This window comes from Rhizobium sp. BK316 (assembly GCF_014193695.1).
Lineage (GTDB): Bacteria > Pseudomonadota > Alphaproteobacteria > Rhizobiales > Rhizobiaceae > Rhizobium.
The window spans coordinates 100,133-112,730 of the sequence record NZ_JACHZR010000010.1 but is presented as its reverse complement, the minus strand read 5'-3'; the positions used below and the strand labels follow the sequence as shown (position 1 = coordinate 112,730).

General features: G+C 58.5%; 12 protein-coding genes. 6 read left to right on the top strand and 6 right to left on the bottom strand.

What is annotated here, in order from left to right:
• Window positions 1-99: 99 nt before the first annotated feature.
• From FHT87_RS30810 to FHT87_RS31355, 3 genes are read right to left on the bottom strand one after another with little or no spacing between them, the layout of a single operon-like run.
• The gene (locus FHT87_RS30810) at window positions 100-3,579 is read right to left on the bottom strand and encodes an error-prone DNA polymerase (protein ID WP_183734549.1); all 3,480 of its coding nucleotides are present in this window, start codon (window positions 3,577-3,579) and stop codon (window positions 100-102) included.
• Window positions 3,576-5,024 (bottom strand): DNA polymerase Y family protein, encoded by a 1,449-nt coding sequence (locus FHT87_RS30805; RefSeq protein ID WP_348649400.1) that lies wholly within the window; start codon window positions 5,022-5,024, stop codon window positions 3,576-3,578. Before FHT87_RS30805 ends, FHT87_RS30810 begins: the two co-directional genes overlap by 4 nt.
• 10 nt (window positions 5,025-5,034) lie before the next feature.
• Window positions 5,035-5,979, bottom strand: coding sequence for a hypothetical protein (locus tag FHT87_RS31355; RefSeq protein ID WP_246699698.1), 945 nt, complete (start codon window positions 5,977-5,979; stop codon window positions 5,035-5,037).
• Between the two features lie 162 nt (window positions 5,980-6,141).
• Here FHT87_RS31355 and FHT87_RS30800 point away from each other — a divergent pair, with 162 nt between their 5' ends.
• Window positions 6,142-6,579, top strand: a complete 438-nt coding sequence (locus FHT87_RS30800; RefSeq protein ID WP_183734551.1) for a metallopeptidase family protein — start codon at window positions 6,142-6,144, stop codon at window positions 6,577-6,579.
• A gap of 2 nt (window positions 6,580-6,581) precedes the next feature.
• On the opposite strand, the gene FHT87_RS30795 is transcribed toward FHT87_RS30800, so the two are convergent.
• Both FHT87_RS30795 and FHT87_RS30790 read right to left on the bottom strand, forming a co-directional pair.
• Complete coding sequence (locus FHT87_RS30795) at window positions 6,582-6,788, bottom strand: DUF1737 domain-containing protein (protein WP_183734552.1); 207 nt, start codon at window positions 6,786-6,788, stop codon at window positions 6,582-6,584.
• Window positions 6,788-7,693, bottom strand: a complete 906-nt coding sequence (locus FHT87_RS30790; RefSeq protein WP_183734553.1) for a CoA ester lyase — start codon at window positions 7,691-7,693, stop codon at window positions 6,788-6,790. Before FHT87_RS30790 ends, FHT87_RS30795 begins: the two co-directional genes overlap by 1 nt.
• Window positions 7,694-7,806: 113 nt before the next feature.
• On the opposite strand from FHT87_RS30790, the gene FHT87_RS30785 reads away from it, so the two are divergent.
• The 3 genes from FHT87_RS30785 to leuD all read left to right on the top strand — a co-directional run bounded on the left by FHT87_RS30785 (window position 7,807) and on the right by leuD (window position 9,309).
• The gene (locus FHT87_RS30785; protein ID WP_007824784.1) at window positions 7,807-8,037 is read left to right on the top strand and encodes a hypothetical protein; all 231 of its coding nucleotides are present in this window, start codon (window positions 7,807-7,809) and stop codon (window positions 8,035-8,037) included.
• A 110-nt stretch (window positions 8,038-8,147) separates the two neighbouring features.
• Window positions 8,148-8,567 (top strand): glyoxalase/bleomycin resistance/extradiol dioxygenase family protein, encoded by a 420-nt coding sequence (locus tag FHT87_RS30780; protein WP_183734554.1) that lies wholly within the window; start codon window positions 8,148-8,150, stop codon window positions 8,565-8,567.
• Window positions 8,568-8,700: 133 nt separating this feature from the next.
• Window positions 8,701-9,309: a 3-isopropylmalate dehydratase small subunit gene (leuD, locus tag FHT87_RS30775; RefSeq protein ID WP_183734555.1), complete on the top strand. Its 609-nt coding sequence runs from the start codon at window positions 8,701-8,703 to the stop codon at window positions 9,307-9,309.
• Window positions 9,310-9,377: 68 nt separating this feature from the next.
• On the opposite strand, the gene FHT87_RS30770 is transcribed toward leuD, so the two are convergent.
• Window positions 9,378-10,310 (bottom strand): pyridoxal-phosphate dependent enzyme, encoded by a 933-nt coding sequence (locus FHT87_RS30770; RefSeq protein ID WP_183734556.1) that lies wholly within the window; start codon window positions 10,308-10,310, stop codon window positions 9,378-9,380.
• 181 nt (window positions 10,311-10,491) lie between these two features.
• Between FHT87_RS30770 and leuB the strand changes: the two genes are divergently transcribed.
• Together leuB and lpxE are read left to right on the top strand one after the other, a co-directional pair.
• Complete coding sequence (gene leuB / locus FHT87_RS30765; RefSeq protein ID WP_183806471.1) at window positions 10,492-11,604, top strand: 3-isopropylmalate dehydrogenase; 1,113 nt, start codon at window positions 10,492-10,494, stop codon at window positions 11,602-11,604.
• Window positions 11,605-11,796: 192 nt separating this feature from the next.
• On the top strand, window positions 11,797-12,531 hold the full coding sequence (lpxE, locus tag FHT87_RS30760) for a lipid A 1-phosphatase LpxE (protein ID WP_183734558.1): 735 nt from the start codon (window positions 11,797-11,799) through the stop codon (window positions 12,529-12,531).
• Window positions 12,532-12,598: the final 67 nt, after the last annotated feature.

The window sequence follows — 12,598 nt, the reverse complement described above, 5'->3', positions numbered from 1 at the left end:
GCTATGACAAGTTGCTCGCAAACTTCATGGGCTTCGTCAAACTCGCCGCTATCGCCATATGGCTCAAATAGTTAAATCGTCACCGCTGCCTAGGGACCATCAGTGGAAATTGCGCCCGCGCGGCATGACACTTGCGGTCTCGGCGAGATCGCCATCCCTCGCCCTCTCCGGCGATCGTCCATCCCCGATCCTTCTGACCAATTCATCCCTTGCCAGTGCATCAGCTTTTTTCTGCTGCCGATGATCTTGCGTCGGTCGCAACACCTCGTCCGAACGCTCGCTCACACCGAAACGTCTCGCCTCGCGCTGAAGGATGCCGAGCAGCGGAGTCATATCTTCGATATGTTCGACGACAGTATGGATGACACCACTCTGGCTCTGCAGCCGGCCGACGATTTTTACCAATCGCGCTCCCATGACGACTGATCGGTATTTTTCGAACATTTTCGGCCAGACGATCGCATTGGCAACACCAGTCTCGTCCTCCAGCGTCATGAAGATCACGCCGCTGGCAGAGCCCGGCCGCTGGCGCACCAACACCAGCCCCGCGATCGTGACCCGCTTCCCATTCGCGACGCGTAGCAGATCGACATTGCGCGTCACGCCTGCCTTGCGTAGCTCCTCCCGCAGGAAGGAAACGGGATGGGCCTTCAGCGACAGTGACAGGTAGCGGTAGTCCTCGATAACCTGTTCTCCCGGCAGCATGTCCGGCAGCTTCGCCTGAGGTTCGGGCTGAAGATCGATATGGCGGACCTGCTCGAAAAGCGGCAGCTCCTCAGTCGCACTCTTCACATCCAGCGCCCGAACCGCCCAGAGTGCCTGGCGTCGTGACAGCCCGATGGATTGGAAGGCATCCGCATCCGCCAGCCGTTCGATAGCAGATTTCTGCAGGCCGGAGCGCAGCCAGAGATCACGTACCGAATTATAACCCTCTCCGCGATTTTTCACGAGTTGCTCCATATCGTCAGAGGAAACGCCCTTGATCTGCAGAAAGCCGAGCCGAACAGCATGACGAGTCTTGATGACCTCTCGCATCTCGCCATGACGGAAATCGATCGCTGCCGGCTCGAAAGCCGCCTCCTCCAGAGTGCATTCCCAATTCGACAGATTGATATCTGCCGGCAGGATTTTCACCCCATGCTCACGTGCATCCCGCACCAGTTGAGCCGGCGCATAAAAGCCCATCGGCTGCGAATTCAGCATCGCCGCACAAAAGACATCGGGATAATAGGCCTTCAGCCATGAGGAGGCGTAGACGAGCAGTGCGAAGGAAGCGGCATGGCTCTCCGGAAATCCGTATTCGCCGAAACCTTTGATCTGGTTAAAGCATTGCTGCGCAAACTCGCGGTCGTAATTCTTTTCGACCATGCCATCGATGAACCGCTTTTCGAAATTACCGATCGTGCCGGTCCTTTTGAAGGTCGCCATCGCCCGTCGGAGCCGATCTGCCTCGGCAGGCGCAAAACCTGCCGCGGTGATGGCGATCTGCATAGCCTGTTCTTGAAACAGCGGAACTCCAAGCGTTCTCTCGAGCACCGTTTCCAGTTCCTTGCTGGGATATTTGATCGGAATGTTCTTTTTCTTGTCTTCCCGACGCTTCAAATAGGGATGAACCATGTTGCCCTGAATCGGCCCAGGCCGGACAATGGCAACTTCGATGACAAGGTCATAGAATCTATCGGGCTTAAGACGCGGCAGCATACTCATCTGCGCCCGGCTTTCGATCTGGAAGACACCAAGCGTATCCGCTCGCCACATCATCCTATAAACCGCCTCACCTTCCTTTCCATGCTCCTTATGGCCGAGATCGGCGAGCGTCTTCTTTACTTCGTAATGCAGCTCAAGCAGCGTGAAAGCTCGTCGCAGGCAAGTGAGCATACCGAGCGCCAGCACGTCCACCTTGAGGATTTCAACATTGTCGAGATCATCCTTGTCCCACTCGATCATGTAGCGATCCGGCATCGCCGTCTTCATGATCGGCACCACCTCATCGAGCCGGTCCCGCGTGATGACGAACCCGCCGACATGCTGGGTAAGGTGACGGGGAAAACTCAAAAGCTCGGAAGCATATTTCAGTACGTTCCGTGTCACCGGATCCTTGATATCGAGGCCGGCCGCCTTCGCGTCCCGCTCCGAGAGATTATCCTCCGACCACCCCCAGACGAGACTACTGATCGCCGACTGTACATCTTCCGACAGACCAAAGGCCTTGGCGACTTCACGGCCTGCCGAACGGGTACGATAGCTGGTAACAGCAGCCGTCAGACCGGCATGCTCGTGGCCATATCTTTTATATATGGACTGAATAACCTCTTCCCGCCGTTCATGCTCGAAATCGACATCAATATCCGGCGGCTCGTGGCGATCCATCGAAATGAAACGGTCGAAAAGGAGGGTACATTTTTCAGGATTAACTTCCGTAATTTCAAGGCAGTAGCAGACAACAGAATTGGCGGCCGAACCACGTCCCTGGCAGAGAACCTTGAGCTCATAACGAGCATGATGAATGATCTTGTAAACCGTCAGGAAATAGGAAGCGTAATTCTTGTCGCCGATGAGCTTTAGCTCGTAGTCGATCTGCTTGGCCACTTTCTCCGGAACGCCATCAGGATAGCGTATTAGCGCACCCGCTCTCGTCAGCCTCACGAGAGTTTCCTGTGGCGTTTCACCTGGATCGTTTTCAGGGGGATAATTGTGTTTCAGCTCGTTCAGCGAAAAACTCAGCTTGCTGAAAAACAACTGCGTATTCTCGACCGCATCTCTGTAATCCCGGAAGACCCTGGATATTTCACGTGAATCCTTGAGATACCGCTCTCCATTGGGCGCCAGAAGGAACCCGGCTTCCGATATCTCCACATGCTCCCGAATTGCGATCACGACATCCGAAAGTGGCCGACGCTCTGGATGGTGATAGAGCGGCTGATTAGTCGCAATCAGAGGTACCCGGTTGCGGGCGGCAAGCATGGCAAGTACTGCAAAAGCCTGCCGGTCGCAGCCGTCATAGGCTGGTGACAGCACCATGAAAAATGCCTTGCGGAACCGTTTTCGGAACCGTTCCAGATATTCTTCAAGAGCAGGCTGGCGGTTCGGATCATTCACGACGGCCCGATCCGGGACGAGGGCAAGCATCATCTCGTCGCCCCATTCCATAAGCTCTGCTTCCGTCAGGATACAGGTTCCCTTGACCGCTTCTTCCTTCAGATTGCCCGCGCTCAGAAGGCGGCAGAGATTTGCCCAGCCTTTCCGGTTGCGCGGATAGGCAAGGACATCAGGTGTTCCATCCGAAAAAACGAGGCGGGCGCCCGGCTGAACCCGGATAGGATCAAGAATGATCTTCGTTTTTCCTTTCTTCTTCGCCTCGGCTAAAATCGCATCCCTGTTCCTGTATCTCTCCTCAAGCTGCTGTGCCTGCGCATGGGCGCGCACCACGCCGGCAACCGAATTCCGGTCCGCAACGCCGAGGCCGCCGAGCTTCAGGCAGGCGGCCTGTACGACCATCTCCTCCGGTTTCGAAGCACCTTCGAGAAACGAAAAATTCGTCCTCGTACCGATCTCGAAGAATGCGGGTTCGGACCTCATGCAAAAACCCCATGCATAAACCAGCGGGGAGCAGGCTCCTCACCGTAGAGACCTCGGCGATAGATCCAAAAGCGATGGCCAACCTCGTCCTCGATCCGGAAATAGTCGCGCGCCTGGACATCGTCGCCATCAATCCACCATTCCATGGCGATCCGTTCCGGCCCTTCGCTTCTTGCGACCTGATGCTGCATGCGCCGCCAGCGGAAAGTCTGCGGTGCACCGTCAGGCACTTCGGAAAATGCAACCTCGACAGGCTCGGGCGTTGCAAAGAGCCGCAGAGGCCTCTCCTCGCGGAAAGGGAGGGCGTGGCCCTGCTCTGTTTTGCCCCGAGCCGGAAGGCTTTCCATTGCCGGCACCGTGATCACGGCGCGTTCAGGCACGTGGCTCTCGCGAAGTTGAAAACTCTGCAGGCAATCCGCGCCAAGCCGCGCCGCAACACGGTCGACAAAACTCGAAAGCGAGATTTCCCCTTGCCGATCGCCTTCGAAATCGCCCTGTGCATCATTGAACGGATCATGCCGCAGCACGTTCAGGCGCAGGATCTCGAAACCATAGCCGGCATCGATATCGTCGTAGATAACCTGCAGCCGCTCCGAAAATAGCCCTGCGACGAGCTTCGGTTCGCGAATTGGCCGCGAAGCGCCGACGGAAATGCGGAAAACCCTGCCATCGACGCGAAACAGCACCAGCTCGAACACCCTTCCACCAGCGCCTCGCGCCTCCAGTGACGGTTTCAGTGACACGGCAACCTGTCCGGTGACGGCAAGGATCTGTTCTTCCGTTCCGATCGGCTCGACCAGGCGGCGTTCGGACGAAAGGCTGGCGACGGGACGCCGGGGCGAGATCGGCTCTTCCTCGCGTCCCAGTGCTTGATCGAGGCGCAGCAGCAGTGTCGGCCCGAAGCGGCGGGTCAGCGGCGCCCGTGGCGCATGGATGACGTCGCCGACATATTTGAGGCCGAGCTTCCTCAAGGCATCGACAGTCTGGCCTTCCAGCCGTAAGGCCGCGACGGGCAGCGGCATCAGCATACGCTCACTCTCCTCATCCTCCACGACGACGCCTTGTCCGAAGCGGGAGACGGCCCAGGAAAGACCCGGCGATGAGGAGATCGCGCCGCGCACATCGAGCCCCATATGGAAGAGCCGCGACAGGATATCCTTGAGAAGCGCGCTTTCACCGCCGAAGAGATGGGCACAGCCGGTAATATCGAGAAACAGCCCGTCCTTACCGTCGAGCGCTACCATCGGCGTATAGCGGTCGCACCAGTCGGCGATCGCTTCCAGCAGCCGGCGGTCGGCCGCAGGATCCTCTTCCACGACATCGAGCGCCGGATACATGGCGCGCGCTTCGGCAACGCCCTGTTCCTTCCTCAATCCCAGCTTCTCGGCGAACTCGTCCAGCGCCGTCAGCCGCATGGCATTGTTGAACTTGCCGGAACAGACGATCGGTGACGCTTCAGGACGCCCTTTCGAACGCCAGGACAGACCCCATCGCTTGCGCGCGATGCGGTCCGTCGCCAGATGCGGAAAGCTGAGCGCCAGAATGCGCTGACTGTTCGCCTGGAGGACGAGCGAAACCTGGTTCGTCGACGGGGAGAAATTCGCGTTCATGGGGGTTCCACTCCAGAAGAAAGGAGAGCGGGGCCGGATTGCGGCTCTTCTCCAGCGTGAGACGGAAAATCGGATTGCCGATGCTGCCGGAAAGTTTTGATCCGTCCGGCAGCGGCCGCAGGTCAGACGGCGCCGGTTCGACATGCAGGCGGAAGGCAGCGCTGCTCGCCTCCTCCTCCCCGGCCTGGCGGACGAGAAAGAGCGGACGACGGACGGCGCGTGCCCTGAGACTGAGCCGGCGGCTTTCGGTCAGGCCGAAATGCAAGGGATTGCCGCGCACTTCGAAGACGATGGCCGAGAAGGCAGCACTTTCGATGGCCACTTCCGCCAGCCAGAGCGCATCCTCCAGCTTGCGCGGCGCGGCATGGAAAAACCTTTCCGGCTTCAGCCCGAAATCCTTCAGCCCCGGAGCATAGGGGCGACCCGCCTCCAGTGTGCCGACGGCATCACCGATCCAGAGCAACGGCAGCAGCCTGCCGGTGTCCTCCTCCTGCTTCTGCAGTCGCGCCGCAATGGCCATCGCCAGTCCACTCGCCGCCCCTGCATCGCCGGAACTCGCCGCGCGGAACTCGGTAATCGCATCGAGCTGCAGACCGCCTTCCAGGGCCTTATCGAACGGTTCAATGCCAAAAGACAGCCGAGGCAGAATGTGCTCCTGACGGCTCTCGCGTCCTTCCGCCAGGGTTTCCCGTTCCGCCGCAGCAAGCGCCGGCGCGGGTTTTCCCTCCAGTCGGGCAATGGTTTCGCGGAGCGCAAAAAGCCGCTCGCGCGCCAGGGCGGTCTGCGCCATGGCGTTCTCTCCATCCGTCTTGTTCCTGTTATGTTCTTATAGATTCCAGAGCTCTAATGAAGAGTCAATGATCATTTCATAAGAATTTATTCCTGCCTTTGATTCCACACTCGAAAATCGGCGATAAAGGCTTTATATGGGCCGACAAAGGAAGGAATACTTATGGCCCGCATAGACCAGAGCGATGATTGGCAAGACCGCCATGCGCCGACGATCAGCACCTTCGAGTCGCTGGCAATGGAGGCCTACAGTCACCTGCCGGACGAATTTCGCAAGCTGACGACCAATCTGACCATCGAAATCGAAGACTTCCCCGATGACGAAGTTTTCGAGGATATGGCGCTGGAAACACCCTTTGACCTGCTCGGCCTTTTCGAGGGGCGCGGCATTTCGGAGCGCTTTACCGTGGAAACAGGCGAGATGCCGAACCGCATCCGCCTCTATCGCCGTCCGATCCTCGATTACTGGGCCGAAAACGACGAAACACTGGGTGATATCATCACCCATGTGCTGATCCATGAAATCGGCCACCACTTCGGCCTCAGCGACGATGACATGGAGCGCATCGAGGCAAGCGCCGAAGAAGCGGCCGAACGCTGACCTTATTGCTCGGACAGCTTCATGTCCGGATGATAATCCTTGCCCTCGACCTCCTTGACGACCGACTGGCCGCACTGCATCTGGCCAGTCGCAGCATTGAAGGCATAGGTGGGCGAACCGGACAGCGACCAGCCCTTGTTCAGCACCGCCGTCACCTTGTGGCAGAAGGAAGCGTCGTCGGGACCGGTCAGGAAGCGATAGAGTTTCATCAGGCGGGCTTTCTTGCAGAAATCAGGCGAGCTTTATGGACTAGAGCTTCCGCCTGGACAAGATGCAGCCGCTCGATCATCCGTCCGTTCGCATTGATGACATTGAGTTCCTTGGTGACCGGATCGGCGAAGGCGGCAATGATGGCCTCCGCCTCCGCAATCTCTTCCGCGCTCGGCCCGAAATGCCGGTTGGCGGCTGCAATCTGCGCCGGATGGATCAGCATCTTGCCGGCAAAGCCCATGGCGCGGCCCTGCCCGCATTCGGCATCGAAGCCATCGCTATCCCGGAAATCGTTGAACACGCTGTCGAGCGCATCGAGACCATAGGCCTTTACCGCCAGAACGACCTGCATCAGCCAGGGCACGAGATAGGTCCGCCCCGACTGCGGCAAAACGCCCGTTTCCTTGCGCAGATCATTGAGCCCGACGACCAGACAATCGACCCGCGATCCCGGCGTGCGACCGGATTCGGCAATCGCTGCGGCATTCAGCACGCCGCGCGGCGTCTCGATCATCGCCCAGATGCGCAATTCCTCCGGCGCATAAGCCTCGGCAAGCAAGTCGCTGATATCAGTCACATCCTGTGGCTCATCCACCTTTGGAAGCAGAACGGCATCGGGCGAAAGCGCCTTGACGAGTTCCAGATCCGCCAGCCCGAATCCGGATGACAAAGAATTGATACGGATGATCCTTTCCTTGCTCTCGAGCGGAGGCCCGGCAAAAAAGGCCTTCAGATTGTCTCGCGCTTCTGCCTTCTTCTCGGGCGCGACGGAATCCTCCAGATCGAAAATAACCGCATCGCAATCAAGGGAATGGGTCTTTTCAAGCGCCCGCGCATTGATGGCGGGCACGCTCAGCACCGAGCGGCGCAGACGCTGGGAACGAAGAGGTGGTGTTCGGCTCATGAACAATTAGTGCCAAGCTTCGCAAAGCCCTGCAAGACAACAAAAAGCCATGCTTACCTTGCAGAGAGGAAAAAGAAGGACCACATTCCTTTCCGTAGAAAGGTCTCTAACCAATGCAGAACATTCGCTCCATCTTCTTCATGCTTGCCGGCGCCACCGTTTTCGTGGCCATGCTGCTTCTTACCTTCTCGGTCACACTCGCCGTCGGCGGCATCCTGACCGTGCTCATGGTCGGCCGCGCCCTTTCGATGAAGATGAAGCCCGCTCCCGTCCGTGCCCGCGCCGATGGCAAGCGCGAGATGCGCATCTGGAACGACGGCCGCGGCACGATCATCGATCTCTGATCGCTTTTCGCTGAAAATTCTGACCGACATTGTCGGCTCACGTTCCCATACTACGTCCTTGAAGCAGCCAGGCATTCGGCCGGCACTTTAAAAACGAATGGAGGACGAGCATGGATGCGACGGAGAGCAACCAGACCAAGATGCCGCCGGTCAAGAATGGGCTGCTTCCCTATCTGACGGTCGACGGCGCAGTAAAGGCTGCGGAATTCTACAAGAAGGCTTTCGGCGCCGAAGAAGCCTATCTCGTACCATCAGATGAAAGCGGCCGGACGATGCATGTGCATCTCTATATCAACGGCAGCTCGCTGATGCTGTCGGATGCCTATCCGGAATATGGCCACCCCTTCAAAGGCCACGAGGGCTTCGCCATACAATTGGTGATCGACGATATCGATTTCTGGTGGGACCGCGCAGTCGCTGCCGGCGCCGAAGTCGTCATGCCGGTCGAACTGATGTTCTGGGGCGATCGCTACGGCCAGCTTCGCGATCCGTTTGGCGTCCTCTGGGGCCTGAATGCACCATCGAAGTAAGAAGACACACAATTGGCCGGCTGCGCGAAACGTCGCGTGGCCTCCGTCAGCGAAAGATTCTTCTTCATTTCGGCGGAAAACTGGAATAGATGCAAAATCAGAAAGTACGTTTTGCTGAAATGGAGCATGGGTCATGGATAAATTCGTGAAGCTCACGGGCGTTGCAGCGCCCCTGCCGGTCGTCAATATCGACACCGACATGATCATTCCGAAGGACTATCTGAAGACCATCAAGCGCACCGGCCTTGGCAAAGGCCTTTTCGCCGAAGCCCGTTACAATGAAGACGGCTCCGAAAACCCTGATTTCGTGCTGAACAAGCCGGCCTACCGCGATGCCAAGATCCTCGTCGCAGGTGATAACTTCGGCTGCGGCTCCTCGCGTGAGCATGCTCCGTGGGCACTGCTCGATTTCGGCATCCGCTGCGTGATCTCCACCAGCTTCGCCGACATTTTCTACAACAACTGCTTCAAGAACGGCATCCTGCCGATCAAGGTCAGCCAGGAAGACCTCGACAAGCTGATGGACGATGCCGAGCGCGGCTCCAACGCTGTTCTGACCGTCGACCTTGAAAACCTCGAAATCACCGGTCCGGACGGCGGCTCGATCAAGTTCGCCCTCGATGAATTCAAGCGTCACTGCCTGCTGAACGGTCTCGACGATATCGGCCTGACGATGGAAAAGGGCAAGGCGATCGACGACTTCGAAAAGAAGAACGTCGCCTCGCATCCCTGGGCCGCCTGAGCCCCGACGAATTGCCTATCAATCAAGCCGGGCTTCTCGCCCGGCTTTTTCTTTTCTTTGGTCGCAGCTCAGAGAAACTTCTCTTTCCAGGCATCAAGCTTTTCGAGCGACACGCCGATGCCGCCGCAAACTTCGATCAGCGGATTGTCGAAGCGGGAGAGCAGACCGGCATGCACGTCCGCAACGGCAAGCGCCGCACCGCAGGCCGGCTCCACCAGAATGCGCTGCGCGTCGGCAAATTTCAGGCAGGCGGCCACGGCATCGGCATCGCTGACGAGAACGCTTTCGATCGGATGATGTTTCGGCAGGTCGAAAACATATCGCGCCACCTGCCGCGCGCCAAGCGACGTGGCAATCGAGGTGATGGCCGGAAGCGAAACACGCTCATTGGCCTTGAGGCTGGCATTGAAGGAGGCCGCCCCTTCTGTCTCGACGGCAATAACAGGCACGTCGGAAAGCCCGTTCCGCTTCAACCCTTCGACAATGCCGGCAAGCAGCCCGCCACCGCCGACACTGGTAACGACGCAATCGAACTTGGCACCCTTCGCGACGACTTCGTCGATCAGCGTGGCATGGCCATCCCACAGGAGCGGATGGTCGAAAGGATGCACATAAGTCGCCTTGCGGTTCCCAGCAAGTTCGATCGCATGCGCATTGGCCTCATCAAAGACAGATCCATGGACCAGCACATTGGCGCCCGTTGCGGCAATCGTCCGGCGCACGTCCGGCGCCGTCGTCTCTGGCACCACGATGGTGACCGGCACGCCGAGCGCCCGCCCGGCATAGGCTGCCGCAATGCCGGCATTGCCGCCGGAGGCGCAAAAGATCTCGCGCGCACCGTTTTCAACCTCGTGCTGGCAAAGCCGGCCGACCCCCCGCAGCTTGAAGCTGCCGGAGGGCTGCAGCGCATCGAGCTTCAGCCAGAGCGGCTTGCCGCTGAGGCTGTAATCAGCCGCGGTTTGGACGAGGGGCGTATCAAGATGGAGAGGCGCGAAAGACATGGGAGAATATCCGGAAAAGAACAGGCAGGGCTGTCGTTCTAGCCCGTTTACGGCCACGGGAGCAACCTTGCCGGACATCACATGACGCGGAGGCAAGCGTACCGATTCACCCTTTCTCTCGCTTGAAATGCCCATTTCCGGGGTCTAAGAAACCGCAACCTGTTTTTCCGCGGAGGCTTTCATGACAGTGCGCAATCTTTTCCTGCTGCCGGGCGACGGCATCGGCCCCGAAGCCATGGGCGAGGTCCGCAAGATCATCGCCTATATGAACGAGGCAATGAATGCCGGCTTCGTCACCGACGAAGGCCTCGTTGGCGGCTGCGCCTATGATGCACATGGTGCGGCAATCTCCGAAGACGACATGAAGAAGGCGCTTGCCGCCGATGCCGTGCTCTTCGGCGCCGTCGGCGGCCCGAAATGGGATAGTGTTCCCTACGAAGTGCGCCCGGAAGCTGGCCTGCTGCGCCTGCGCAAGGATCTGGAACTCTTCGCCAATCTGCGTCCGGCGATCTGCTATCCCGCACTTGCTTCCGCTTCCTCACTGAAGCCGGAACTGGTCGAGGGTCTCGACATCCTCATCATCCGCGAGCTGACGGGCGGTGTTTACTTCGGCGAGCCGAAGGAAATCATCGATCTCGGCAATGGCCAGAAGCGCGGCATCGATACCCAGGTTTACGACACTTACGAGATCGAGCGTATCGCCGGTGTCGCCTTTGAAATGGCCCGCACCCGCAACAACCGCGTCTGCTCGATGGAAAAGCGCAACGTCATGAAATCAGGCGTGCTCTGGAACCAGGTCGTGACCGAAACGCATAAGGCGAAATATTCCGACGTGCAGTTGGAGCATATGCTGGCCGATGCCGGCGGCATGCAGCTCGTGCGCCAGCCGAAGCAGTTCGACGTCATCGTCACCGATAACCTCTTCGGCGACATGCTGTCAGACGTTGCCGCCATGCTGACCGGCTCGCTCGGGATGCTGCCGTCGGCCTCGCTCGGAGCACCTGACGGAAAGACGGGCAAGCGCAAGGCGCTTTATGAGCCGGTTCACGGCTCGGCACCTGACATTGCCGGCAAGGGTATCGCCAATCCGATTGCCATGATTGCCTCCTTCGCCATGTGCCTTCGCTATTCCTTCAACCTGGTCGAGGAAGCAGATAACCTTGAAAAGGCGATAGCCAACGTGCTCGACAAGGGTATCCGCACTGGCGACATCATGGCACCAGGCAGCCGCCAGGTCGGCACCGTCGAGATGGGTGACGCCATCCTCAACGAGTTCAAGGCACTTTCTGCCTGATATTTCACGTGAAACGCTTTCGGCCCTTCGCACCCGTGCGGAGGGCTTTTTAGTTGGCACGGTCTTATCCATCGGCGTCCAGAGCGGTCGTTACCAAGATTAAAAAGAATTATCTGAGGAAGCCGTTCTCTGTCGTAATCCTGTGCATTTTTACCGCCTATCTCATACCCAAGGGTTATACGGATAGTAGGAATGCGGGAACTTTTAGTCTCCTTGGACAGGCGCTGGCGCAGAAATGGATGCGTCATGCCACCATTGCGGTGGCGCGCATGTCTTTTCATTACGCTGAACGCCGTCACCCTTTCCATGCTGATCTTCGATGCACCGATTGGTGCCGGCCACCTGCCGGAACCCATTCAACGCTTCGGGGAGATGTTGACCGATTTCGGCGATTCCGCCTGGCTGATCCTCACCAGCGTCCTGCTCTTCTTCCACGGCAGAGCTGGCTACAAGCTCTTGAAAAGCGCAAGGGCCAAGGCCCAGGCGCTCTATGTAAGCTGGATCGGCGCCTATCTGTTCACGACCGTCGTCTTTTCCGGCCTGCTCGCAAACCTTCTGAAACGCACGATCGGTCGCGCGCGCCCCGAACATTTCCAGGATCTCGGCGTGCTTTCCTTCACGCCCTTCTCCGGCCATGCAGCACTGGAGAGCTTCCCGTCAGGTCATTCGACCACGGTGGGCGCTTTCTTTGCCGCCCTTGCCCTGCTCTTCCCGCGCTACCGGGTTCCCTTTATCGCTTGCGCCATCTGGTTCGGCATGACGCGTGTCATGGTCGGCGCGCACTATCCGAGCGATGTCATTGCCGGCCTCGCCTTCGGCGCCTGGTTCTCGCTGCTGACGGCAATCGTCTATGCCCGTTACGGCCTGCTTTTCAAACTTGCGCCGGATGGCTGGCCGATGTCCAAGCGATACTTCCCAGACGCATAAGAAATGGCGCCTGAGAAAATTGGCACATGAAAAACCCGGCGCCTTTCGAGCGCCGGGGTCTTTGATT